26 protein-coding genes are annotated in these 25730 nt (G+C 39.1%); 2 read left to right on the top strand and 24 right to left on the bottom strand.

Annotated elements, in window-relative coordinates; all coding sequences use genetic code 11:
- Nucleotides 1-82: 82 nt before the first annotated feature.
- From FZF09_RS21290 to FZF09_RS21280, 3 genes are all read right to left on the bottom strand, one after another.
- Nucleotides 83-322: a DUF896 domain-containing protein gene (locus FZF09_RS21290; RefSeq protein WP_158738562.1), complete on the bottom strand. Its 240-nt coding sequence runs from the start codon at nt 320-322 to the stop codon at nt 83-85.
- 144 nt (nt 323-466) lie between these two features.
- Complete coding sequence (locus FZF09_RS21285) at nt 467-1123, bottom strand: YneB family resolvase-like protein (protein ID WP_158738561.1); 657 nt, start codon at nt 1121-1123, stop codon at nt 467-469.
- Nucleotides 1124-1167: 44 nt separating this feature from the next.
- Entirely contained in the window at nt 1168-1353 is a 186-nt protein-coding gene (locus FZF09_RS21280) for a hypothetical protein (protein WP_158738560.1), read from the bottom strand.
- Nucleotides 1354-1513: 160 nt separating this feature from the next.
- Between FZF09_RS21280 and lexA the strand changes: the two genes are divergently transcribed.
- A complete protein-coding gene (gene lexA, locus FZF09_RS21275) occupies nt 1514-2137 on the top strand; it encodes a transcriptional repressor LexA (RefSeq protein ID WP_158738559.1) in 624 nt (207 codons plus the stop codon).
- A 110-nt stretch (nt 2138-2247) separates the two neighbouring features.
- Here the strand turns inward: lexA and FZF09_RS21270 are convergent, their stop codons facing one another.
- From FZF09_RS21270 to FZF09_RS21240, 8 genes are all read right to left on the bottom strand, one after another.
- Nucleotides 2248-2337: a YjcZ family sporulation protein gene (locus tag FZF09_RS21270; protein ID WP_091580595.1), complete on the bottom strand. Its 90-nt coding sequence runs from the start codon at nt 2335-2337 to the stop codon at nt 2248-2250.
- Between the two features lie 296 nt (nt 2338-2633).
- Nucleotides 2634-3137, bottom strand: coding sequence for a histidine phosphatase family protein (locus tag FZF09_RS21265; protein ID WP_255450619.1), 504 nt, complete (start codon nt 3135-3137; stop codon nt 2634-2636).
- Between the two features lie 33 nt (nt 3138-3170).
- The gene (locus FZF09_RS22705; protein ID WP_199256841.1) at nt 3171-3389 is read right to left on the bottom strand and encodes a hypothetical protein; all 219 of its coding nucleotides are present in this window, start codon (nt 3387-3389) and stop codon (nt 3171-3173) included.
- Between the two features lie 142 nt (nt 3390-3531).
- Nucleotides 3532-4884, bottom strand: a complete 1353-nt coding sequence (gene glnA / locus FZF09_RS21260; protein ID WP_158738558.1) for a type I glutamate--ammonia ligase — start codon at nt 4882-4884, stop codon at nt 3532-3534.
- An 80-nt stretch (nt 4885-4964) separates the two neighbouring features.
- A complete protein-coding gene (locus FZF09_RS21255; protein WP_091580601.1) occupies nt 4965-5363 on the bottom strand; it encodes a MerR family transcriptional regulator in 399 nt (132 codons plus the stop codon).
- A 116-nt stretch (nt 5364-5479) separates the two neighbouring features.
- On the bottom strand, nt 5480-6766 hold the full coding sequence (locus tag FZF09_RS21250) for a methionine gamma-lyase family protein (RefSeq protein ID WP_158738557.1): 1287 nt from the start codon (nt 6764-6766) through the stop codon (nt 5480-5482).
- Nucleotides 6767-6783: 17 nt separating this feature from the next.
- On the bottom strand, nt 6784-8037 hold the full coding sequence (gene hflX, locus FZF09_RS21245; RefSeq protein WP_158738556.1) for a GTPase HflX: 1254 nt from the start codon (nt 8035-8037) through the stop codon (nt 6784-6786).
- A gap of 15 nt (nt 8038-8052) precedes the next feature.
- Entirely contained in the window at nt 8053-8982 is a 930-nt protein-coding gene (locus FZF09_RS21240) for an AAA family ATPase (RefSeq protein ID WP_483296086.1), read from the bottom strand.
- 130 nt (nt 8983-9112) lie between these two features.
- Here FZF09_RS21240 and FZF09_RS21235 point away from each other — a divergent pair, with 130 nt between their 5' ends.
- Nucleotides 9113-10087 carry a tyrosine-type recombinase/integrase gene (locus tag FZF09_RS21235; protein WP_158738555.1) on the top strand — a complete coding sequence of 325 codons (975 nt, stop codon included), beginning with the start codon at nt 9113-9115 and terminating at the stop codon, nt 10085-10087.
- A 217-nt stretch (nt 10088-10304) separates the two neighbouring features.
- Here the strand turns inward: FZF09_RS21235 and hfq are convergent, their stop codons facing one another.
- The 13 genes from hfq to FZF09_RS21170 form a co-directional block, all read right to left on the bottom strand.
- A complete protein-coding gene (gene hfq / locus FZF09_RS21230) occupies nt 10305-10559 on the bottom strand; it encodes an RNA chaperone Hfq (RefSeq protein ID WP_158738554.1) in 255 nt (84 codons plus the stop codon).
- 45 nt (nt 10560-10604) lie between these two features.
- Nucleotides 10605-11537: a tRNA (adenosine(37)-N6)-dimethylallyltransferase MiaA gene (gene miaA / locus FZF09_RS21225; protein ID WP_158738553.1), complete on the bottom strand. Its 933-nt coding sequence runs from the start codon at nt 11535-11537 to the stop codon at nt 10605-10607.
- Nucleotides 11530-12324, bottom strand: a complete 795-nt coding sequence (locus tag FZF09_RS21220; RefSeq protein WP_158738552.1) for a class I SAM-dependent methyltransferase — start codon at nt 12322-12324, stop codon at nt 11530-11532. The genes miaA and FZF09_RS21220 overlap by 8 nt, the downstream gene beginning before the upstream one ends.
- Nucleotides 12325-12674: 350 nt before the next feature.
- A complete protein-coding gene (gene mutL, locus FZF09_RS21215; RefSeq protein WP_158738551.1) occupies nt 12675-14570 on the bottom strand; it encodes a DNA mismatch repair endonuclease MutL in 1896 nt (631 codons plus the stop codon).
- A 19-nt stretch (nt 14571-14589) separates the two neighbouring features.
- Complete coding sequence (gene mutS, locus FZF09_RS21210) at nt 14590-17229, bottom strand: DNA mismatch repair protein MutS (RefSeq protein WP_199256839.1); 2640 nt, start codon at nt 17227-17229, stop codon at nt 14590-14592.
- 141 nt (nt 17230-17370) lie between these two features.
- A complete protein-coding gene (gene cotE, locus FZF09_RS21205; RefSeq protein WP_158738550.1) occupies nt 17371-17940 on the bottom strand; it encodes an outer spore coat protein CotE in 570 nt (189 codons plus the stop codon).
- Between the two features lie 347 nt (nt 17941-18287).
- The gene (locus FZF09_RS21200) at nt 18288-18719 is read right to left on the bottom strand and encodes a YlbF/YmcA family competence regulator (protein ID WP_158738549.1); all 432 of its coding nucleotides are present in this window, start codon (nt 18717-18719) and stop codon (nt 18288-18290) included.
- Nucleotides 18719-20335 carry a tRNA (N6-isopentenyl adenosine(37)-C2)-methylthiotransferase MiaB gene (gene miaB / locus FZF09_RS21195; RefSeq protein WP_158738548.1) on the bottom strand — a complete coding sequence of 539 codons (1617 nt, stop codon included), beginning with the start codon at nt 20333-20335 and terminating at the stop codon, nt 18719-18721. Before miaB ends, FZF09_RS21200 begins: the two co-directional genes overlap by 1 nt.
- 253 nt (nt 20336-20588) lie before the next feature.
- Complete coding sequence (locus tag FZF09_RS21190; protein WP_158738547.1) at nt 20589-22280, bottom strand: ABC-ATPase domain-containing protein; 1692 nt, start codon at nt 22278-22280, stop codon at nt 20589-20591.
- A 103-nt stretch (nt 22281-22383) separates the two neighbouring features.
- Nucleotides 22384-23250 carry a 2-oxoacid:ferredoxin oxidoreductase subunit beta gene (locus FZF09_RS21185; RefSeq protein ID WP_158738546.1) on the bottom strand — a complete coding sequence of 289 codons (867 nt, stop codon included), beginning with the start codon at nt 23248-23250 and terminating at the stop codon, nt 22384-22386.
- Nucleotides 23251-24990: a 2-oxoacid:acceptor oxidoreductase subunit alpha gene (locus tag FZF09_RS21180; RefSeq protein ID WP_158738545.1), complete on the bottom strand. Its 1740-nt coding sequence runs from the start codon at nt 24988-24990 to the stop codon at nt 23251-23253.
- A 93-nt stretch (nt 24991-25083) separates the two neighbouring features.
- Nucleotides 25084-25311 carry a hypothetical protein gene (locus FZF09_RS21175; RefSeq protein WP_158738544.1) on the bottom strand — a complete coding sequence of 76 codons (228 nt, stop codon included), beginning with the start codon at nt 25309-25311 and terminating at the stop codon, nt 25084-25086.
- A 92-nt stretch (nt 25312-25403) separates the two neighbouring features.
- Complete coding sequence (locus FZF09_RS21170) at nt 25404-25664, bottom strand: stage V sporulation protein S (RefSeq protein ID WP_091270499.1); 261 nt, start codon at nt 25662-25664, stop codon at nt 25404-25406.
- Nucleotides 25665-25730: the final 66 nt, after the last annotated feature.

Here is a 25730-nt window from a genome sequence, read left to right as displayed (position 1 = left end):
GATTATCAAAAAACGATAATCGGAATCTTTTTTACTATTTCGGGCTAGTTATGTCCCAGCCCCTTTTTCTCTGTATATGAAACTATTGACGATAGTTCAAGTTATTTCTTTTCGTTTTAACTAATTGATCGGGAGTCACATCTTTACCATTAGGATCCACAACTTTTACCGATTGCAGCTGACTTTTAAAGGAGGAACGGAATTTAGATAAATATTCCTGACGCAGCATTTTCTGTTCTTTTTCTTCCTGCTCCGTTAAACCCGAAGTTTTAGAACGGTTAGCTAGTTCATTAATACGTGCAATCTTCTCTTGAGAAAGCATAAATGTATGAAAACCTCCCTAATATTCCGCTTTTTTAACTTGTCTTTAAATGTAAATCATCTATTTATGATTTGCAACAGCTATTGTACTTGATGAGAGGCGATCCATAACACTCAAATTCAAAATGCCCAAGCAACAAAGGAATTACTCCGAATTATTAGCTATTTTCTCCATGTGTTCTTTGTACCTTCTGTGTACAGTAGCCTTTGAAACATCATAACCAAATCCACGCAATGTTGCTGCAATATCATAAAATGTCAGTTCTAATTTTCTAAGCCGAACGATTTCTTCAATTGGTGCTTCTTTCTTTTTTCTTCCGCCTTGACTGCGGTCAGATAAATTTTTTTCAGGCTTATATCCACCGGCTATTGCTTGTTTCATGCCTCTTTTAATCTTTAAGTTATGTAATATCCTTTGGTGTTCTTCTATCATAGATAAAATATCCATCAACATGTTATCCGTCTCAGACAACTGAAGTACTCCTTCGTCTTTCACCGTATATATAGGGATATTTAGTTTAAATAATTGATGAAGCATGGCCACTTTGGCATTTCCTCGTCCTAATCTAGTATCATCTTGTATACATAAAACATCAGCTTCTTGTAAAGATAAAAGATCCAGAACTTCAAGCAGGCCATCCCTTTCAATCGAATACCCGCTAGCTTCCTCTGCAATAATTTTTGAGATGTAAAATCCCTTTTTTTTTGATAAATGAATGAGTTCTTCTTGTTGTCTTTTTAATGATGATTTCTGTGTTTCTTTATTTGTACTGACCCGGCAATATATTATGCAGCTTTTCAATAAATTCCCTCACCTTTTCATTAGCTTAATATTTATTTTCCATTTTACTCATCCGCCCACGTATAGGTTAGCACATCTTCTTTCTCTTGATCCAGCGTATTTACATACACTTCTTTATCTTCTTCATACGAAGTTAATTGAACAGTTAATACGAGTGAAATGATAGAAATAATAAAAAGAATTAAAATGGCCCATTCCTGACTGCTTAACTGTTTCATTTTGGTATACATTACTTCCCCTCCGATTATGAGAATGTATGTTCTTATTAAAGATTAGTATAAAGAGAACCTTTGTTCCCGTCAAGTGAAAATTAGAACGAATGTTTGCGTACGTATGTTTTCCATGCTATACTTAACACATGAAAATATTAGAAATAGAGGTGCTGAACCGATGCCCAAATTATCGAAACGCCAGCAGCAAATTTTAGATTATATAAAAGATGAAGTCAGGCAAAAAGGTTATCCTCCTTCCGTGCGTGAAATCGGTGAAGCTGTTGGCCTCGCATCCAGTTCAACGGTACACGGCCATCTCTCCAGGCTTGAAAATAAAGGGTTGATTCGGCGTGACCCAACGAAGCCAAGAGCGATTGAAGTATTAGAACTAGAAGATGTGCAGCCGCACATTTCAGAAAGCAATGCTGTTTATGTTCCTGTATTAGGTAAAGTTACAGCGGGGGATCCAATTACTGCTGTAGAAAATATTGAAGAGTATATCCCCTTACCAGAGCGTATGGTCTCAGATGAAAAAGTATTCATCTTAACTATTCAAGGGGACAGTATGATCGAAGCTGGTATTTATGATGGCGATCTCGTCATTGTTAGACAACAGCAGACTGCAGATAATGGAGATATTATTGTAGCAATGACAGAAGAACTTGAAGCTACAGTAAAACGCTTTTACAAAGAAGAAAATTTTATTCGTCTGCAGCCAGAGAATGCTGCGTTGGAACCAATTATTTTAGAAAATTGTACTATTTTGGGGAAAGTTACGGGTGTATTTCGAACGCTGCATTAATTGTTAATATTTTTCATGAAACAACCCGGCCATATAATGTATCAGCCGGGTTATTCGCCTTCTCATTTCACCTGTACAATTGACTAAGAACCTTGCGGCCGAAGCGGTGATTAGTATTTAACAAATGCAGTTCCTACGATGATTAGCAGTATAAATAATACTACAATCAACGCAAAACTGTCTTTATAACCGTATCCCATTAATATCCCTCCCCTGACGTATCCTCTTTAATAATTTATGATGTCTCTCCAAATTTGTTTAGACAGTTGTAGGGCTCTGCAAAATAAAAATATATTCTCTTATTTTAAAATCTTTGAGTGTTGATCTGATTATTTAGAAAACCCGCCTTATCGCTTTATATAGAAAACCGCCTAATAAAAGGGAAAGATACTTCTACTAATAAATGCTTAACATTGAATGCCTTGCTATGTTTCTCACGCGTTTTACCAATACCATTAAACAAATGTTCGTTTCTAGTGTTTCTCTCTCAGAATATTTATTCCATCAAACTCATCCATTGTGCTAAAGTTAGGTAACCTGCAATTTCATAGCCGTTTCCCTTTCCAAGTGGTTTTACAGTTGCGGTTCCCATGTTGGGAATCGGACCTAATCCCACTCCTGGGGGAAAACTATGAGCGACAACGAACTTATTTCTTCCAGGAGCTGGTGGTATTTCTAGAAATGAATGAAGGGAGTTTAAAATTGTTTCCTGTTCTAATACACCGATATCGCTTCCAAGTCTATAAATATTTAACCAAAAAGGGTCCACTACGCTATTACCTTTGCCAAAAGCCAATTCAGCCGTTTCTCTCGTTCGGCAAAAAGGAGAAGCAATAATTGGATACTCCATAGGAATACGTAACGTTCGAATTACTTCTCCGTATGAAACAGCTTGTCTTCTTCCTGCCTCGGAAAGATTTCTTTGAGTAACACAATTTTCAAAAGTGAGATTAGGTTGATCGTCTCCCAGGGTGGCTTCTCCGTGTCTCGAATAAAAAATATATCCGCCTTCTTGGAATAAATCGAGCAGTGCTCAATGATTGAATAGAAGTTTACTTTTATACCTGGCCCCATTATTTTGTGACGGTACTGTTCGGTAATGATTTGAAAGTCCATCAAACTCATTGGATAATTCCGAATTCAGCTGTTTTATATTTACAGAGTTTGCTGATGCTATTTTCAAAAGCTTAAAACCCCCAAATTGGATAAAATTATTTCGTACAGGGTGTGTAGAATGCATACGTATAATCAATAGCTATTCCCCCTTCTCACAACGACGAGACAAAGGCTAATATATGTTATTTCTCATAAAGTGTGCATATTGACTGTGTTTTTTCTATTCCAAACGTAAAAAACCCCTTGATGGCGTATCATCAAGGGGCTGGAATTTAATTTTAGTATGTGGAAAGGAATTGTTCTCTTTCCCAAGGGTGTACTTGAGAGCGGAACATATCCCATTCGATTTCTTTTGCCTCAGCAAAATGCTCAATAGCATGAGGTCCGATAGCATTTACAAGAACTTCGTCGTTTAAGAGGCTGTCCAACGCTTGTTTAAGGTCAGCCGGAAGGTCTTTAATGCCTTCTTCTTCACGCTCTTCTTTGCTCATCACGTAAATGTTACGGTCAGTCGGCTCAGGAGCATTCAATTTTTTCTTCACTCCGTCAAGACCTGCTGCAAGCATTGCTGCCATAGCAAGATAAGGGTTTGCTGCTGGGTCTGGACTTCTCACTTCCACACGAGTGCTCAATCCTCTAGAAGAAGGGATACGCACAAGCGGACTTCTGTTTCTAAGAGACCAAGCTACATATACTGGAGCTTCGAATCCTGGTACAAGACGCTTGTAAGAGTTAACAATCGGATTAGTCAATGCAGTAAACGCCTCAGCGTGTTCAAGAATACCGCCTAAGAATTGCATTGCTGTTTCACTTAGCTGTGAATCTGTGCTTTCATCGAAGAAAGTGTTTTCTTTTCCTTTAAACAAGGACATGTTGCAGTGCATCCCGGAACCATTTACTCCAAACAATGGCTTTGGCATAAATGTCGCATGCAAACCGTGCTTTCTTGCGATTGTTTTTACTACAAGCTTAAAAGTTTGAATGTTGTCGCATGTCGTAATTGCATCAGCATATTCAAAGTCAATTTCATGCTGTCCTGGAGCAACTTCATGGTGAGAAGCTTCAATTTCAAAGCCCATGTCTTCAAGCTCAAGTACGATATCGCGGCGGCAGTTTTCACCTAAATCTGTAGGGGCAAGGTCAAAGTACCCGCCTTTATCATTAAGTTCCATTGTAGGTTCGCCTTTTTCATCGTTTTTGAAGAGGAAGAATTCTGGCTCTGGTCCAATATTGAAAGCAGTGAAGCCCATTTCTTCCGCTTCTTTTAAAACGCGTTTCAAAATACCGCGCGGGTCGCCGGCAAATGGTTTTGGTTCTCCACCTACTTCACCAGGTTCATATATGTCGCAAATAAGGCGTGCTACTTTCCCTTTTTCCGGAGTCCAAGGGAAAACTACCCATGTATCTAGATCAGGATATAAGTACATATCAGATTCTTCAATTCTTACGAACCCTTCAATTGAAGAACCGTCAAACATCATTTTGTTATCCAAAGCTTTAGATAGTTGATCTACTGGAATTTCAACGTTTTTAATAATACCTTGTAGGTCAGTAAATTGCAGTCGAATAAATTTTACGTTTTCTTCTTCAGCCATTCTTGTGATATCTTCTCTTGAATACTTGTTGGCCATTTGGTGTGTCTCCTCTCTTTCGTTTCAATAAATAATAGTATGAAATCTTCTGTCATGATGGACAAAAGGAAATCACCTGATCAATGAAAAAATCTGGACAATTGCCCTTGGATCATTGAAGTTCTGCCCTGCTTTCCTGCAACCAATACTTCATTTTTTAAATGTCGACGCAGTTCTTTATCACTCATACTTTCTGTGTTTTTAAGAACAGGCTTCGGTTTTTCCTCTTCATTTTGGGCACGCAGTTCAAAAATTTCTTTAATTCCTGATAAATTTACTCCGCGTTCAATGAGAGTTTTAATTTCTAACAACCTATCTACGTCATTAAATGAAAACAATCGTTGATTGCCTTCTGTTCTTGCAGGATAAACTAGACCGTGTTCTTCATAATACCTAATTTGCCTAGCCGATAGTTCTGTCAGCTTCTTCACTATGCTAATAGGAAACAAAGGCATATTCCGCCGGATATGATCACCCATTTGGCTGCCCCCTTCCCTTAAGAAGATATTTTCATCCTACACGATGTTAGGTTTTTCGTCAAGTACATGTCAGCTTTTTTTACATATTTTTTAAGTTATGTTGGATGTCTTTTTACCTATTTTTCCTTATTGGAATGGAACGGAGGCATCAACTTCTCTTCGATCAACACATTTAATGCATGCTGTACAGCGTATTTTACATGAGAAAAGGTGAGACCTCCTTGGATATAAGCTGTATAAGGGGGGCGTAGCGGCCCATCAGCAGACAATTCAATACTAGAGCCTTGAATGAAAGCCCCAGCTGCCATAATAACTTCATCTTCGTAACCTGGCATAATTGATGGCTCTGGTACTACCATAGAATCAACAGGAGATGCTTCCTGAACAGCCTGGCAAAAACGGATCATCCTTTGTTTATCCTCAAATGTCACCGCTTGAATAAGATCTGTTCTTTCTTCTGTTGAAGACGGAAAGGTTTTAAGACCCGCTTCTTCAAGAAAAGCAGCTGTAAAAAAAGCCCCTTTTAACGCTTCACTAACAACGTGTGGAGCCATAAATAACCCCTGATACATCTCGAGAAGGCTGTTTAACGTTGCTCCGCCGTCTAAACCGATTCCTGGAGCAGCAAATCTAGAAGCAGCTTGTTCTACATATTGCTTCTTGCCTGCAATATATCCGCCTGTTCGTACGAGCCCGCCTCCAGGGTTTTTTATGAGTGATCCAGCTAATAAATCTGCTCCAGCATGGCCCGGTTCAGTTGTTTCCACAAATTCACCGTAACAATTATCAACAAATACAATGACTTCCGGGTGAGAATGTTTAATTTCAGTAATTATTTGTTTCATTTTATCCATAGGGATAGAGGGACGAGATGCATACCCTTTTGAGCGCTGTAAGGCAACGACCTTTGTTTTCGGCGTAATATTTTCCCGTAGGGTTTCACTATTTGGATATCCATCTTTATTTAAAGGCGCAACATCACAAATGATGCCATAATCTGCCATCGAACCTGTTTTGTCATCAGTAAGGCCGATCGCAGTTTGCAGCGTGTCATAAGGCATTCCTGCATACAGAAGCCTGTCTCCAGGTCTTAGTATCCCAAATAACGCTGCATGGATCGCATGCGTTCCTGATATAAATTGATGTCTAACGATAGCCGATTCAGTTCCAAATACTTTAGCATATATGCGATCAAGCGTTTCTCTGCCTACATCGTCATATCCGTACCCCGTGGATGGATTAAAATGAAACGATGAAACACCTTCCTCTTGAAAAATATTTAAGAGTCTTGCTTGGTTCCAATCTGCAGCTAATTCTGCTTCGCGTATTTTAGATTGTATTTTGGTTTCTGCTTGATTCATTAGATTTTTTAATTCTTCATTATTATGCCAAGGTGAAACCATTTTTTATTCCCAACTTTCTACATATGTGCTTCATATTTTTTTATCGTGCCATTAATGGGATGATCTGGGAGCACGTACCCTTTGCAATGAAAACTGTTTTCCTCTTCCAACAACTCTTCTTCTTTAATCAGTGTAAATCTTTGCAGATCGGATAGGCTTTTTCCATCTTGTGTCGGAATTTTTACGTGATAATAGTTCATTTGTTGTTTTAATGTTTCTTCCATTAACGTACGGAGTTCTTCAATATCTTCATCATTAAAAGCAGAAATAAAGATGGACGGCCGATCAGCACCAGGTAAAGCAGCTGGTTCTTGAATGAGATCACTTTTATTAAATACGGTTATAGAAGGTATCGCATTTGCTTCTAATTCACTTAAAAGCTCGTCTACTGTTGCCATTTGTTCATGGGCCTCTGGATGAGATGCATCTACCACATGAAGAAGTATATCCGCTTCTTTTACTTCTTCTAGTGTAGAACGAAAAGCAGCAATTAAAGTTGTCGGCAAATCCTGGATGAACCCTACCGTATCTGTAAGTAAAGCTTGATAACCAGATGGAAGTTCCAATTGTCTAGTCAGCGGGTCGAGCGTGGCAAATAATAAATCTTCTTGGAATGTATCAACACCAGATAATTTACTTAAAAGTGTTGATTTTCCAGCATTAGTATAGCCTACAAGCGCAAATTGAACAGCATTGTTTTTGCGCCGCTGTTTTCGATAACTTTCTCTATGGGCCTGTACATCGGCAAGCTGCTTTTTTAAATCATCCATTCGCTTTTGAATATGACGACGGTCTGTTTCAAGCTTTGTCTCCCCAGGTCCTCTCGTTCCAATCCCCCCGCCAAGACGAGACAGCACTTGGCCTTGTCCGGATAAACGCGGCAATAGGTACATTAATTGGGCTAGTTCTACTTGAATTTTGCCTTCCTTTGTTTGTGCGCGTGATGCAAAAATATCAAGAATAATTTGGGTACGATCTATAACTCTTACATCAATTTCTTCATCTAAGTTACGGATCTGTCCGGGAGACAATTCATCATTGAACACAATTAAATCAACATCTTTTTCTGCTGCTGCAAGCGAAAGTTCAGCTACCTTTCCCTTACCGATATAGGTAGCAGCATCAGGGCGTTCTCTCGCTTGCACAATCTCGTCAACAATCTCTCCGTTCGCAGTGTGAACTAGTGCCTTTAATTCATCCATTGACATTTGAAAAGAATCCACTTTTTGCTTTGATAAGCGACAGCCTGCAATGATTACTCTTTCTTTCATACATGCACCCCTTTTTCAGCACTCTTCTATTATAAAGTCCGCTGCTTCCAATGTCATGAGCGTTTGTTTATCCATCTTTTCTTCGTTTTCAAGTATTCGAAGAGCATGCCTTCTAATGACACGTTCGATGAGGTTGCGGACATAACGACCATTGTGACTTTTCTTCTCAGAGTACGAGATCGAATGAAAATGTGTTCTCATCTTACCTATGAGTTCTTCTGTACATTGATAATCCTTTTCCTTTGTCATTCGCCTAAACAATTCAAGCATTTGCATACCTGTAAAATCATGAAAATGCAGTTTATTTGGAAACCGCGAAGGAAGTCCTGGATTTAAAGAAAGAAACCGTTTCATTTCTTCTGGGTACCCTGCCAGTATAAGAATAAACTTATGCTGGTGATCTTCCATTGCTTTTACAAGGGTATCAACAGCTTCACGGCCAAAATCCTTTTCTCCGCCACGTGCTAGAGAGTAAGCCTCATCAATAAACAGAATACCCCCCTCAGCTTTTTTTATTAAATTTCTCGTTTTTTGAGCAGTCTGACCAATATATTCACCGACAAGATCTGCTCGCTCTGCTTCAATAAAATGTCCTTTCTCAATAACTTTCATATCTTTTAACATATCAGCCATGATTCTTGCTACCGTGGTTTTCCCGGTGCCTGGATTTCCTATAAAAAGCATGTGAAGGTTTTGCTGTGTAGGCTGTAAAGAAGCATTTTCCCTGCACTGATTAACATAAACAAGAGCATACATTTCTCTAATAAATTCTTTAATGTTTTTCATTCCAATCATCGTATCCAAACTTTTCTCCGCTTTTAGAAGCGGGTAATGCTGTTCGGATGAAAGCTCGTTTTTTTGTTCTTTCAGGGAAGCCCCCTTTTGAGCGGAATTTATAGTAATTTGAATTTTGTCTCGACCTTTTGTTTGAATCATCACGAACAATCCCCTCTCTTCTGGCAAAATATAAGCGGGCGTTTACCCATACTATACGCAAAAAAAGCTTATTGGTGATTCTTCTCTCTGATATAATCGAAGGTAAATTCTTATATTATGCAGCGAAAGGAAGATTGTTATGACAAGACAAGCCTTTCAGCTCCCTCTTGATGCAGAACGCTTTCTTGAAAGTCTTGCAGCAAAACAACGAAAAGAAAGTACAATTACCAGATACCGTTATGATTTGGCTGATTTTTTCCGTTATCTCGAAATAAAAACAGAATCAGAGATCATACAGTCCAAATCCATTACTCCTCACATGGCAGAAGAGTATTTTTATATCTTAGAAAATGAGCGCCGCTATCAGCTTCGCACCTTAAAAAGAATTCAAACCGTTTTAAAACGATATTTTGCTTATTTGCTTTCTACCGGAAAAATACAGATAGATCCAATGGCTTCTCTTGATTTAGATGAGTCCATTTGGAACAAACTTACAAAAGAAGAACTACTTACTCGTTTAGAAGAAAAAAAGCTGACTGGATCACTGCTTTCTGATAGTGGATTATCTCAAAAGCAAGCCGCAGCCAGACCGCTGCTTGCTCCCCGCAACTTATTTATCGTCACCTTGTTTTTATATTACGGGCTTAGACTGCAAGAAATTTCAAACCTAAAAATAAAATATATAAATCAAGGAAAAGGGCAAATTATGATACCTGAGGAAACAGGAAATCCTCGTACTCTCCGTTTGACAAAAAGCGATCAAAAGCTTCTTTTTCATTATATAAACGTGATTCCAGAGCCTGTTCGTCCAAAACGTCCGCAAGACCCCCTACTAGTTGCTTTTGATTTTCAGCGTCAAACTTACCGGTGGAGTTATGAAACCGATGCACCAAAAAACTTAACAGAAATTGCTATCCAAAAAATGATTCGTGAAGAACGTAAGCGAGCAGGAATTGACCGCTCTGTATCTGCCAGACACTTTCGCAATACGTTTATCATTCGTGCTCTTCAGCAAGGACAAACACCGGAGCAAGTAAAAAATATGCTTGGCTTACAGACGATATTGACATTAAATAAATATATCGATTATGTAGAAAAAGAACACTCTCCATAGGTGACCTTGTTTTTTGACTGAATTCATAAGAAAAGCTTCCGGAAGTCCGGAAGCTTTTGTTCAAAGGTAAGAAATTATAAAAAGTTAGCGTTTTTGATGTCCAGCTTCAGCGCCCAGCCGCTCAGGGTTTCTTCCCTTTCGACTCCGGGCCGCAGGCGACCCTGCACGAAAGCTCCAGAACCTGTCGCGGCTGACCAGGGCGCTTGCGCTTTTCTTATTACGCATTTGCAGAAGCATTTTCTGTTTCTGCTTCTACTTGAATGGATATATTGCGCTGAGGTGCAAATGTTGAAATGGCATGCTTGTATATAAGCTGCTGTTTGCCATCACTGTCAAGCACAACTGTAAAATTATCAAATGCTTTCACCTGACCGCTCAGTTGAAAACCGTTTAGTAAATAAACTCTTACCGGCATTTTTTCTTTACGTAATGTGTTCAAAAATTGATCCTGGATGTTAATTGGCTGCTTCATCTCATTCAGTCCCCCTCATCATACTCTACTAGGAGTATTCGACTTTTAATACATTTTTCCTTCTACGTAGGAAATCATTTCTTTTATTTTTTCTTGTTTATTTTCATTGGTTATATCAAACCATTCCACTTTTTCTTTATTACGAAACCACGTTAATTGTCTTTTTGCATAACGCCGCGTATTTTTTTTTAATAAATCAATCGCATCTTCTAAGGTGTATTCCCCTTTAAAATAAGGAAAAAACTCTTTATAGCCAATAGCTTGGGCTGCTTGGCAATCCTCTGAATAATTATCATAAAGCCATTTAGCTTCGCTTAGAATTCCTTTTTCTACCATGCGGTCAACTCTCAAATTAATCCGTTTATATAAAGCCTGCCTGTCCATTGTCAGACCCATCATCACCAGTTGGTAAGGAGACTCGTACCTGTCTTGATTAGAAAAATCTTTACGCTTTCGGCCAGTTAGGTGATGAATTTCTAAAGCCCTTATCACTTTTTTTATGTTGTTATAATGAATAGAACGTGCGCTTACCGGGTCTACTTGCTCTAGTTTTTGGTGCAATTCCCTGGCCCCATATCGCTCTCTATACGTTTCCATTTCTTTTCGAAATGATGGATCTGACGGAGATTCATGAAAATCCAGCCCTCTTGTAAGAGAACGGATGTAAAAACCAGTTCCTCCGACAATGATTGGCAGCTTATTTTTTTGATTAATATGTGTAATCAACTGTGCTGCGTCTTGTTTAAACGATGCAGCAGAATATGATTCAGAAGGATTCTTTTTATCAATTAAATGATGCGGGATGATTTGCTGCTCCTCTATAGAAACTTTAGCTGTTCCAATGTCAAGTCCTTTATAAATCTGCATAGAATCTCCGCTTATAATTTCGCCTTGAAAATGTGAAGCAAGCTCTAGCCCGGCTTCTGATTTTCCAACCGCGGTGGGACCAACAATGACTACTAGTTTTTCTTTATTCATATCTGTTTCCTTTCTTTTCTAACACAGCAAAACCAAAGGAAGCCCCTTTTCTTCTCTTCCTAAAAACAAATCCCAGCTCTTCTACGTAAGGGTTAGGAATAGAGCTTTTCACAACAACTTTTTGCTTAGCAACTCTTAGAGCTTCTTTTACTTGTTCAGCCTGCAAAGTTTCATGATTTGCAAAAGATCGAAGAGGAGCGATATGAACAGAAGACTCCACCGTCTGTTCAAACATAGGATCAAAATACACAATATCAAAAGCATCATCTGTCTGGTTCTTTAAAAAATCAAGATAATCTGCGTTTGTAACGACAATTCTCCGCATAGCTAGATTAAATGCACTCCGTTCTTCCTGCCAACGTTGAAGCCCTTTTCGGACAATTTCAGCTATGTACTTATTTTTTTCAAGAGCTGCAGTGTATCCTGTATTTCCGGTAATAAAACTTGCGACTATACTATCTGAAGCAAGTCCCATCGTGCAATCAAGACAACTCATACCTTCATTTAAATCCATTGCTTCTACCATAGGATCATTATATCCTTTAAAAATACGCTGTACACGAAGCCATGCCATGCTCGGATGAAAATGAAAAGGCTGAGAAGACTCGGGGTGATAAAGTTTATCTCCTGTCTTACTTACAACATAAATCGGTTCCTTCGTTTCCCGGACCCATTTTCTAAATGATCGTTTTTTTCTTTCTTGAAAAACGACATCCCAATTTTCAGCTAACTGCTTAGCCTCTTTCACATCAGCTTGAGAAACTGTTTTACCTGTCGTTACAATCATACGATTATTCCCCTTACCTTCCTCCATTATACCATTTTTTATGAAAAAAATCCCTTTTGCTCAAAGGGAACACGTATCACACTTATGTATAGATAATAAAAAGGCGCTTTTAAAAGCGCCTTTTTTATCTTGATTAATTGTCAGATTGGGATTGTTTGAGCATATAAACCGCCATGATAAGACTTACGATAATGACAAAAGCAGAAACGCCCAAAACAACAACAAGATCCAATGGTGTCATGCATAAACTCCCCTTCACCTGCTTTTGCATGAATTATAACATGGCTATATTGTTAATATTTCATGAAATTGTGACAAAGATGTAAACATTTTTTTGGAAGCATTGGTATTTACATGACACGTTTAAACATTTTTTCCATATCATAACCTGAAAAATGGATGATAATAGGGCGTCCATGCGGGCATGTAAATGGTACTTCGCATTCACGGAGCCTATCAATTAGTGCATGTATTTCATCCATTCTTAAATATCGGTTCGCCTTAATTGCTGCTTTACAAGACATTAAAATGGCAGCTTCTTCTCTTAATTTGTGAATACTGATTTTTTTATTCTCCAATAATTGTTCGAACAACTCTCGTATCGTACTTTCCTCTTCTCCATCCGGAAACCAAGAAGGATGTGCAGTTACTCTGTACGTACGAGTTCCAAAGGCCTCTAAAAATACTCCAACTTCTTCTAAATCTTTTTTATGCGTTGAGATAAGCATCTCTTCTCTTGGCGAAACTTCGAAGGTTACCGGGACGATAAGATCTTGCAGATGAGGATTGGTTTCACCGATTTTCTCTCTGTAATGCTCATAAAATATTCTTTCCTGGGCTGCGTGCTGGTCGATGATATACAGCCCATTTTCGTTTTGAGCTAAAATATATGTTCCGTGCATTTGGCCAATAACTTCAAGTTCTGGCACTTTCTTTTTACTTATTTCCTCTTTTCTTGGCTCAGCTCGTTCATAAACCTCTTTGTTCGATTTTTCTTTGTCCGCATCGTGTACAATGGGTTCATTGCTCTCCCATTCATCAAGCGCAGGTGTTTTATTCTCTATATATTCATCTTCCCGCATTGTTGTTTCCGCTGCTGCCGACGAGTTTTCTGAGTAACGTTCATAAGAAGCGGGTGTGTTCTCTAGTTTCGTCTCGATTGGATGTAGTTTTTCTCTCCTCTTATTTTCCGAAAAAGTTAGGTTCAGCTGCTGGCTGTCTGCACGTTTTCCACGTTTTTGATCCACTTCTGGAATGAGCTGTTCTTCAAAGAGCTGTGCTTTAATCGCTTCTTCTAGGACAGCAGTAAGCTCCTTTTCTTTACTAAGCCGCACTTCAAGCTTAGAGGGATGAACGTTAACATCTATTAAGACGGGATCCATCCATATATGAATAACAGCTAACGGATATCTTCCGATTGGCAGCAGTGTGTGAAATGCATTTTCAATCGCTTTGGTAAGCGGGAAATGCCGCACATACCTGCCATTAATAAATGTCGATATATACTGCCTTGACGCTCTGTTTATTTCTGGTTTGGCTGCAAAACCTTCTACTTTGTAGTCGACGGACTCTTCTTTTACGGACAAGAAATTTTGAGCGGTGCGGCGTCCGTATATTGCTGCAATAACAGCTTTCATGTCGCCATTTCCATTCGTAAACAGCAGTTGTTTTTTATTATGCATTAACCGAAAAGATATATGAGGATTAGCCAGTGCGAGTCGGTTAACTACATCGCTTATGTTTCCAATTTCTGTATTTATGGTTTTCATATATTTCAGCCTTGCCGGCGTGTTGAAAAACAAGTCTCTAACCGTCACTTCTGTTCCTCGTCTGCTTTTTGCAGAAGAAAAAGCTATACGTTTTCCTCCTTGGTAACGAACGAGTGTGCCGGCACCTTCTCCTGTTCCTGACTCTAAACTGAGGTTGGATACTGCAGCAATACTCGGGAGCGCTTCTCCGCGAAAGCCTAATGTAGAAATTCGGAATAAATCTTTTTCTGTTTGAATTTTACTCGTAGCATGTCTTAAAAACGCAATTTCTGCATCTTCTTTTGGCATCCCTTTTCCGTTGTCCACTATTCTTATTTCTGATAATCCGCCTTCTTGGATTTGTATATCGATTCGTGTGCTTTCTGCATCAATTGCATTTTCAGTCAGCTCTTTGACAACAGAAGCCGGGCGCTCCACTACTTCACCCGCTGCAATTTTGTTAGAAAGATTGTCGGAAAGTTTTTTTACTGAAGACATGTACAATTATCCTCCTTTCCTATGAACGCAGTTTTCGCTGGTATTTATACAGGGCTTCAAGCGCTTCTATGGGCGACATGTGTAATACATCTGTATTTTTGATTTCTTTTATTACCGCTTCTGTATTTTCATCCAATGAGACATTATCTGATTTTTGTTCTGGTTGAAACAAGCTTAACTGCTCCGGGTATTCTTCCGTTGTAATGGGGTCATGTTCCGAAGAAGCAGCGTACTGAGATTGAATCACTTGTTCCTCATACGTTTTATCAAAATCAGATTGTTCTGCAGAAGGAGCTGTTTGTTCAAATTCCGCAAGCAGCACCTCTGCTCTTAAGAGGACGTCTTTTGGCAGATCCGCAAGTTTTGCGACATAGATTCCATAGCTTCGGTCAGCTTTTCCTTCTTCTACTTTATGCAAAAAAACTATCTCTCCGGCTTCTTCTACAGCACGTACATGTACATTTTGAAGTTTGGTCATGGCCTCTTCTAACGTTGTAAGTTCATGATAGTGTGTAGAAAACAATGTTTTAGCTCCAACGTGGTCGTGTATGTATTCTACAATAGACTGCGCAAGCGCCATACCGTCATAAGTAGAAGTTCCCCGCCCTATTTCATCGAGTAAAATAAGACTGTTGGGTGTTGCTTTTGAAAGAGCATGTTTCGTTTCAAGCATTTCAACCATAAATGTGCTTTGCCCTGAAGCTAAGTCATCAGCTGCTCCAATACGCGTGAAAATCTGATCAAATATTGGGAGTTTTGCTTGCGCTGCAGGTACAAAACAGCCTGTTTGCGCCATAACAGATATTAACGCGGCTTGGCGCATGTACGTACTTTTACCGGCCATATTCGGACCGGTAATTAAAAGCATTTCCCGCTCACCGTGCATGAAAATGTCGTTAGCGACGTAATCACCGTGGTTCAGCATGTGTTCTACAACCGGATGACGCCCTTCATGAATAGTGAAAGTACGGTCATTCGAAAACTCTGGTTTTACGTATTGATTTTGTTCACTTACAAGCGCAAAACCTTGCAATACATCAATTTCACTAATGATACGAGCTGTTTTTTGAAGCCTTGGAATAAACTTTTTCACTTTTTCTCTCAGCTCTAGAAATAATTCATGCTCCAGCTCCGTACTGTTTTGTTCTGCTCCTAAAATGAGTGATTCTTTTTCTTTTAATTCCGGTGTAATAAAGCGTTCTGCATTTGTTAATGTTTGCTTTCTTTCATAACGCCCTTCTGGAAGAGAAGGAATATTTGGTTTTGTCACTTCAATATAGTATCCAAAAACTTTGTTAAACCCAACTTTTAAAGATTTAATGCCTGTTTCACTACGTTCTTCTTGTTCAAGTTTTGATATCCATTCTTTACCGTTTGTGCTTGCTTCTCTGTATTCGTCTAATTGTTTATTATATCCTTCTTTAATAATGCCTCCATCCGTAATGGAAAGAGGTGGATTCTCTGCTAAACTACCTTCTAGAAGCTGGCGCAAATCATGAAAATGTTCGGCTTCGTCTACTAATTCGCCTGCGTACTCATTATTTAACTCTTTTAACAAAGATAATATATTAGGAAGTTCCTCGAGCGACCGCCTTAACTGGACAAGTTCACGAGCATTCACATTACCATATGAAGTTTTCCCAGCCAATCTTTCTAAATCATACACATGGCGGAGCTTGTCCCTTAAATCTTCTCTTTCGAAAAAATGCTCCAATAAAGATTCAACTAAACTTTGTCGTTTATAAATGGTTTTAATATTTAATAAAGGTTCTTCAAGCCATTTTTTTGCGAGCCTAGCCCCCATGGCAGTTACTGTCTGGTCCATTAACCATAATAGAGACCCTTTTTTCTTTTTTTCACGAAGGGATTCGGTTAATTCCAAATTACGGCGAGTATGCAAATCAAGCTGCATATGTTCATTTGGTTTGTATATGCGGACAGGCTGAAGATGAGAAAGTGCCCGTTTTTGGGTTCTTTTAAAGTAATTGGTTAAAAGAGCAACTGCTTTTTGTAATTTTTCATTACTCCATTGTTCACAAAGCTTTTCAAACTCAGGTGCAAGTTCAGCTGAGGATTCTTCTGAAAATAAAATGGCTGACTCGTGAAGGAAATCATCGTAAAAATCTGGCGGTACTACAAGTTCTTTAATATCTGATCTTGTAATTTCGCGCTCCCATTCACTCTGCTGATCTCCAAGCATCGCTGCTGCTGTTTCCCCAGTTGTTAAATCAGCTTTTATAAAAGCAGCCGTTTTATCATTAAAAGGATATAAAGCCGCAATAAAATTATTTTCATTTTCTTGTATAGCTTTTCCTTCCATAACCGTTCCAGGTGTAATAAGCTGAGTGACTTCTCTTTTCACAACACCTTTTGCCGTTTTCGGGTCTTCCACCTGTTCACATATTGCAATTTTATAGCCTTTTTCTATTAAGGTTGATATGTATTGTTCTGCAGAATGGTAAGGGACCCCGCACATCGGTATATCTTGTTCATTTTTACTTCCTCGTTTCGTCAAAGTAATTTCTAATTCTCTTGCAGCTTTTATCGCATCATCAAAAAAAAACTCATAAAAATCACCGAGCCGAAAAAATAAAAAAGCATCTTCATATTCTGATTTTACTTGTTTGTATTGCTTTATCATTGGTGTTTCTTGTGCCACTTCTATTCCTCCAGCAATTGGTTATAATTTAGCAGGCTGTTTATACTTTCATCTTATTATATCATACAGCATCCCCTTTCAGGTTAAGGAAAGAAAAAGCCTGACTTTGCGTAAAGCTAAAGTCAGACTGTTTAAGGAGAATTATTGCTTTTTGTCATCTAGAAAGTCTGTGTCTATCTTTTTTAATTCCTCATCGGATACTTGTTCATCCCACCTAATGTTTTTATAATCATCATCTTCTGCGTCAGGGTGTATTTGAATGCAGACTTTCGTTTCACCTACAATTTCAGCGGAGAACTCTTTTTCAACGTCCACTTTAACATCTTTACCTTTTTCTCCAATAGATGCTTCTAAAGTATTTGGCTGCTTTAAAGCTCTTGCAATAACATCGACTTCATCACCGATCATCTCATTTTGTTTCATTGCAAGCGGGACAACTTCTGTGTACGTAACATTTTCTGAGGTTACATCTGTTTTAGTGTTTTCATCATAAGAGTACCATACATTGATGTCATAACTGCCTAAAATTTCTACAGAATCCCCTTTTCGATCCGCTTCATACTCATGGTTAATAATCCAGCACCCTAAAATACTTGTTGGTTTTTGAGGCGGTTTAACAACATGAGTATCTTTACAATGCTTTTTCCCTTTTCCACACACGGCTTTGGTGACAATCTCCCTGTAGCGTGCATTATCTTTTTCCGATGGCATGTAGTACCCTCCTTTTCAAACATGAAAGACATCAGCTAAGAGATGCAATCACAACCATTCATGTTTAACTATATGCATGGCAAACGTCTATGTTGTCAATTTTATTTCAGCCGTGCTCTCAGGTATGTCTTTTAGCTAAACAAGGCTTTTGCGCTTTTCTGGTCGCAGGCTCTTTTACTTTATATGTATTAGCTGTGTTTGAATTATATGTCTATTTTATCTATTGAGTACGGTACGTGAAATTTTAATGTTACTTAATCGAAACAAACCATGCTTCTGGCCCTCCATTAAAGATGTCAAAAACAGAGCCATCCCACATTCGTTTATGGGACGGCTCTGCATGATTATCAGCTATTCTTAATGTCGATAAATGGACTTTTGTTCGTAGTGCCTCTTAGTTTATCTCCACCGGTTGACTCAATAATTTCATCGGTAACCGTATTAGAAATCGTCGTAGAAACGAGCTGCAGCAAATGATTAACATCTTTTTGGCTCTGCTTAAACTCTTGTACTAACGGGATTTCATCAATTTCCTTATTCAGCTCATCGATTTCTTGTTCTACTTGTTTTAAAGCTTCATGTTTTTCATAATGCTGCAAGTTTACAGCTTGTTTTTGTTTATTTTTAATTTTACCAATTAATTCTTGTACTTTAAGATTTTTATTAATTTTCTCTTCTGCTTTTTTAAAAAAATCAACTTCTTCTGTTTCTGAAATTAACTTCCCAAGCTCTCTTGCTTTATCTAGGACTTCTTTTTTGGAATAGACTGTTTCGCTCATTATTTATTCACCTCTGCTATTTCCACCATTTCGCCGTCCAGTGTCCACGTCTTCGCCTCTGTAATTTTCGTGTAGACAATTTCTCCAATGCATGATTTGGGGCCGCGGAAGTTAACAAGTTTATTGGTGCGGGTACGCCCCGATAAAATATCCGGATTTTTTTTGCTTTCACCTTCTACAAGTACTTCTACAATTTGACCTTGCAGTTCCTTGTTACGGCGGGCAGAAATTTCATTCACAACTTTGTTTAACCGGGCCAAGCGGTCTTTTTTTACATCCATCGGTACATTGTCTTTCATTTTAGCTGCAGGAGTGCCGTCTCTTGGAGAATAAATATACGTAAAGGCACTGTCGTAGTCCATCTCCTTGACAAGAGAAAGAGTATCTTCAAACTGCTCTTCTGTTTCATTTGGAAAACCTACAATAAGGTCTGTCGTAAAGGAAGCATGCGGCATGGCTTCTTTTATTTTTCTCGCCAGCTCGACGTATTGTTCTCTCGTATATTTTCTTGCCATTAATTTCAAGACAGCATTGTTACCAGACTGTACTGGCAGATGAATGTGCTCTACTAAATTTCCGCCTTTTGAAAGTACATCTACTAAGTGGTCATCAAAATCACGCGGATGACTTGTCGTAAAACGGATGCGAGGAATATCTATTTTATGAAGCTCATCCATTAAATGACCGAGTCCATAATCTCTATCCAGGTCTTTGCCATACGCATTGACATTCTGTCCTAGAAGTGTAATCTCTTTGTAACCTTGCCGGGCAAGATCTCTTACTTCTGCAATAATATCTTCTGGAAGACGGCTTCTTTCTTTTCCGCGAGTATAAGGAACGATACAATACGTGCAAAATTTGTCACAGCCATACATAATGTTGACCCAGGCCTGGGTTTTATCAGCACGTTTTCGAGGCATGTTTTCAACAACATCGCCTTCTTTGGACCATACTTCGATCACCATTTCTTTTCCTTGAATGGCATCTTTTAAAAGGTGCGGAACGCGGTGGATATTATGAGTTCCAAAGATTAAATCAATATGCTGGTGTTTTTGCATAATGCGGTTCACAACAGATTCTTCTTGGGACATACAGCCGCATACCCCTAAAATTAACTCTGGTTTTTCCCGTTTCAACGTTTTCAAATTACCGATTTCACCAAATACTTTGTTTTCTGCGTTTTCACGAATGGCACATGTATTTAAGAAAATAACATCCGCATCTTCTGCCTTATCTGTTTCCGAAAATCCCATTTCTTCTAAAATACCAGACATATTTTCCGTATCATGATAATTCATTTGACAGCCATAGGTGCGGATCATATAGTTTTTACCCGCCCCGATTCCTTGCATTTCAGCTGGTATCGAAAAGTTGTAATACACTTCTACGTCTTCTTTACCGCGCCTCTTTCCTTTTTTATAATCGGGCTGTTCATTAATTAAAATACTGCGGCCGCCGATTTTCATATATTGCTTCCCGTTATTGTCCTCTTCCATTTGAGCCTTTGAGAAATCAAAATATTTGCTGTAGTCTTTTGATGCATTATTATTATTTTGAGAAGAAGCATCTTGTGAAGTCATTTCACCTTGCTGCTGCTTACGTTGCTCTTCATTCATTAGCCAGCATCTCCTTTCTTCCATTTTCCTGAATAAAAGCTGAAACTATTTATATACCAAATCAACACATCTGTTCCCTTTAACAGTGAATGTTAGATTAGCAAAACATATGGAAGGTCCAATTTTAAATTATACCTTCTATGAACGAGGAAAACAATAGCGCACTGCCTTTAAACAGTGCGCTTACCATCATTTTATACCGTCAGGAAACATGCTCATTTATTGGAATAAATGTTTGATATCTTACCTGCTTTTAAGAATAGTCATGATTTTTGATGGAAAGATTTCTGTGGCGGTTTATTGCTGCTGCTATTTCGAATCTGCGGGGCATTGCCATATCTCCTGGATGTTTTCCTTTAAATGGAGATACCACGTCCAAACCTTTTTCTTTCACTTCTTTTTCAAGAAATGCAAGTATCGCCTCTATGGATGCTTCCTTGCCTAGATGCGCACAAGTGTGGCGAATCATAGTAGCGATAGCGTTCGTCTGGCTGCTATTTATGAGCTGTTCAACACCAGAGAGGTCAATGGTATCTTTTCCATACATAATCGTGGTGCGCCCTTTAGCACTTACTTTTTCTTTTTTCCCTTTTCTCGGTTGAAAACTAGACGTAAGCAATGTCCTGTTCGTTACATCTCCAAATTCCACTCCAGCTTCTTTTTCACGTTCGGACCCAAATCGCTTCGCAATATCTTTTGCTTCCTCTGTTACATTTTTCGGCTTATATTCTTCCATCATGACGACACAATCAGCTACATCAAAATAATCCCCAGCACCACCAACTACGAGAATGGTTGATACACCATGTTCTTCGTATAATGCTTTTACTTTATCAATAAAAGGGGTAATTGGTTCTTTTTCTTTTGCAACAAGAGCCTGCATCCGGCCGTCTCGGATCATAAAATTTGTTGCACTTGTATCTTCGTCAATTAGAAGACATTTCGTACCAGCTTCTAAACTTTCTATAATATTAGCGGCCTGAGAAGTACTTCCACTTGCATTTTCTGTAGTAAAGGTCCGTGTATCTTTTTGAATCGGAAGGTTTGATATAAAGGGAGAAATGTTAACACTTGCTACACTTCGTCCATCTTCGGCACGAACTTTCGCAGCTGAATGGTCAGTAATAACGAATTCCCGTCCATCCCCGGCACGATGATTATATACTCCGCGCTCAATAGCCTCTAGAAGTGTACTTTTGCCGTGATAGCCTCCCCCGACAATGATGTTAACGCCCTGTTTTAATGCCATGCCTTTAATAGGTGATCGGTAAGGCACCTCTATTTCGACTTCTAAAGACGAAGGGGCATAAAAAGGAACAGCTTGATCGCTTTGAAGCGGTTTGTTACTGATCCCGCTTTCTCTTGGAAGTATGGAATCATTGGCAATAAACGTTATATAGTTGTTTTCGAAAAGAAACGTACGAATGGCTTCCTGCTGGTCAGAAAGCTCTAATTGTTTTATCAGTTTCTGCTTGTTATATTGTTTTACTGCACTGTTTATTATTACAGGCAGATCCTTTGTCAGACGCTGTTTTGCTTGTTTTCCTAAAATCGTTCTTCCCCTTGCAGGAAGATGGATGGAAAGACGGATATCTAATTCATTTTCTTTTAAAACGACCGCTGTTCTATCAATTATTTCTTGGCCCGGACCATCAATAACGATCTCATTTCGCTGATTTCTTTTTTTCAGCTCGGTTTGAATTTCGTTCGCCAAATAATCAATCGTCGCAATTCTTCTTGCATTTGTTTTATCACAACTTTCGTCAAGACCGAGTGACTTCCTGCTCATGACAACTCGCGCACGCGAAGGGCTTGCATAAGGATCAGCCTGGATGTGATCCATATGTAAAATAAACTCATTAAATCGAAAGGACCCTTTTATGTCGTTGTATGCTTTGTATCCTTTATGATCAATTCTGTCTAATGTTTTAAGTAATTGCTGCATCTTTTGTCTCCTTTCTTCTATGTCTTCCCAACTATTTCCCGAACAGATTTATTTTAAACAAAAAGGCTTGGTCTATAACGTTAGACCAAACCAGTAGATCAGCTTACATAAATTCATTTGCAAGCCGTTCAAACTTCTCCCTGTCAAGCTCCAAATTATCCTCTGAAAGCGGAGTTGATTTGTACCCTGGGATTTTATCTTGATATGAAGGCGTATCTTCTTCGTGATAAATAAGCCCTGTTACTAATCCATTGTGTTCCATTAAGGTTTGCATTGCTTTATTGCGGTCCGTATGGTCATAATCTTCCAGATCACTTAGTTTGGTCAAATTTTCTTTAAACCAATCGTACGTGTTTACTTTATTAAAAGTGACACAAGGGCTAAATACGTTAATAAGAGAGAAACCATTATGGTTCATTGCTTGCTCAATTAACGAAGTAAGCTCTTTTAAATCACTTGAAAAGCTTTGTGCAACAAATGTTGCTCCTGCAGTTAATGCTGTTTCCATAGCATTCAAGGACGCTTCAATCGAACCATCCGGCGTGCTCTTTGTTTTAAAGCCGGCATCGCTTCGCGGAGATGTTTGTCCTTTTGTTAAGCCATAAATTTGATTATCCATAACAATATAAGTCATATCAATATTTCGGCGGATAGAATGAATAGTATGGCCCATTCCTATAGCAAAGCCGTCCCCGTCTCCTCCGGAAGCAACAACAGTCAGATCCCGGTTTGCCATTTTCACGCCTTGTGCTAAGGGCAGCACTCTGCCGTGAACACCATGAAAACCATAAGCATTTATATAACCTGAAATTCTCCCTGAACAGCCAATACCGGTAATGAGTGCAAGATCGTGCGGCTCAAGACCAACGTTAGCAGCAGCACGCTGGATAGCAGCTTGAATGGAAAAATCACCGCAGCCAGGACACCAATTCGGTTTCACTTTATTACGAAAATCTTTAACTGTAGCCAATTATAACAACTCCTTACACTTGCTGTGTATTTCAGCAGGTAAAAATGGATTACCGTCATATTTTAAAATGCTTTCCACTTTCACTCCTGTATTCAGCCGGATAATACTTGCGAGCTGTCCCGTAGCATTATTTTCGATCACTACTGTCTTTTTGGCACGATGTAATCTATCCTCTAGCTCTTCTGTTGGAAATGGATGCAAAAGCCGAATATGTGCATGATTAACGCTGAACCCATCTTCATCCAAACGGTTGATTGCTTCTTGAATAGCTCCTCGTGTAGAGTTAATTCCAATCACAAGCAAATCAGGCTCCTTATAAGGCTCATTTGCATAAATTGGTACATCAAATCGATAAGGAACCGTCTCTGTTTTTCTTAAACGTTTATCCATTTGCTGTTGTCTATTTTCGGGTTTTTCAGAAGGCTTTCCTGTGTTATCATGCTCAACGCCCGTAACATGGAAAATTCCATTTTCCGTACCTGGTAATAATCGTGTGGAAATACCGTCTTCTGCTGCAGCATATCTTTCAAAATATTCTTCTGGTGCCTGCTCTGGTAAATTTGGTTCCTTTTCAAGCTTTCCTCTTCTAATTTGGATTTTTTCATAGTTTAATGGCTCAACGGTTTGTTTTCCTAAGGATAGTGCAAGATCTGTCAGTAATATAACCGGGCATTGATATTCTTCCGCCATATTAAAAGCTGTAATAGTATCATAAAAGGCTTCCTGTACGGTGCTAGGCGTGATAACAATTTTTGGTATTTCGCCGTGTGTGCCGTATAGCATTGCCATCATATCAGATTGCTCCTGTTTTGTCGGAAGACCGGTGCTCGGCCCGCCTCTTTGGGTATCTACAATAACCATTGGAGTTTCGGTCATCCCAGACAGGCCAATCGCTTCTGTCATCAACGACAATCCAGGACCAGCTGAAGCCGTGAAAGCACGCACCCCAGCGTAATTAGAGCCTATTGCCATGTTCGCTGCTGCTATTTCATCTTCGGTTTGAATGACAGTTCCACCAAAGTCTGGGAACTTTTTAATTAAGTATTCCATAATTTCAGATGCTGGTGTAATCGGGTAAGCTGCCATAAAACGCGAACCTGCCGCAATGGCGCCTAGACCTATCGCATCATTTCCAATCATAAACATACGTTTTTTGCCATCTGCTTCTTTCAAAAGAAAGTCATCAAGCTGTCCTCCGGCTTGTTCAGAAAAATAAGCAGCTCCTTTTCGAATCGCCTGCATATTTTTTTCAACTACCGATTCGCCTTTTTTCAAAAAGATTTCCTCTACGACCTCTTGATAATGATCAGCTGAAATGCCAAGAATGGCGCTGGATGCGCCGACTGCCACCATGTTTTTCATCAATGGAGTGCCTAATTCTTTTGCTATTTCTGTAAATGGTACATCATATAAAGACGCTTTCCCATCATCAGGAATGGTCGGTTTACATTTCGCGTCTGCAATGACAACTCCTCCTGGGCGAAGCTCCTGATAGTTGACATCAATCGTTTCCTGATCAAACGCTACTAAAATATCTAAATCATCTGATATTGCATTGATTTGATTTGTACTTACACGAATTTTATTGTTTGTATGGCCGCCTTTAATTCGGGAAGAGAATTGGCGGTAACCGTATAAGTAATAGCCAAGCCGGTTGAGGGCTACGGAAAAAATTTCACCGGTGCTTTCAATCCCCTCTCCCTGCTGACCTCCGACTTTCCAAGAAAGTTGATCAATCATATGTCTCATCCTTTCGGTTCCTTACCTCTCTATCATCTATTTCTATATGTGTTTGTTTCATATGCAGCATGATGATTATTAACATACACTTCTTCATCGTAGAATGAACCTTCTGAAAAAGCAAGGAAAGAAGATTTTGTTTATTAAAATATTATACCAAAGTACCCTTATAAGTTCTATAGGTTTTATTACACTAAGAAAAGCGCAAGCGCCTTGCTCACGAGCGACAAGTCCTGGAGGGGCGGCATATGGAAAGCTGATCTTTGCTTTCCATTGACGAACCGAAGGAATCTCGAGCGAGTAGGCGCTTGCGCTAGACATGTAAAACGCCAACTATTTATAATTTTTACCTTATAAAAAAACCTGGCTTTGTCGAAGGACAGCCAGGTTTTTAGGTATTACATTTTTCTTCATTAACGGGGCTCTATGATTAACTTTATTGCCGTTCTTTCTTCTCCATCAATTTGAATGTCAGTAAAAGCGGGGATACAAACTAAGTCAATGCCGCTTGGAGCCACAAACCCCCTGGCGATTGCTATGGCTTTGATGGATTGGTTAAGGGCACCTGCGCCTATTGCCTGAATTTCAGCGGCGCCTCTTTCACGAATAACTCCTGCCAATGCGCCTGCTACAGAATTGGGAGTGGATTTGGCTGATACTTTTAATACTTCCATTTTTAGTACCTCCTTATGTGGGATAATGCCCCTCATTAACTATATTCATGATATTCCATGTATATT

This window comes from Alteribacillus sp. YIM 98480 (genome assembly GCF_009765375.1).
GTDB lineage: Bacteria > Bacillota > Bacilli > Bacillales > Marinococcaceae > Alteribacillus.
The sequence above is the reverse complement of the archived record's forward strand: the minus strand, read 5'-3'. Positions and strand labels throughout refer to the sequence as shown.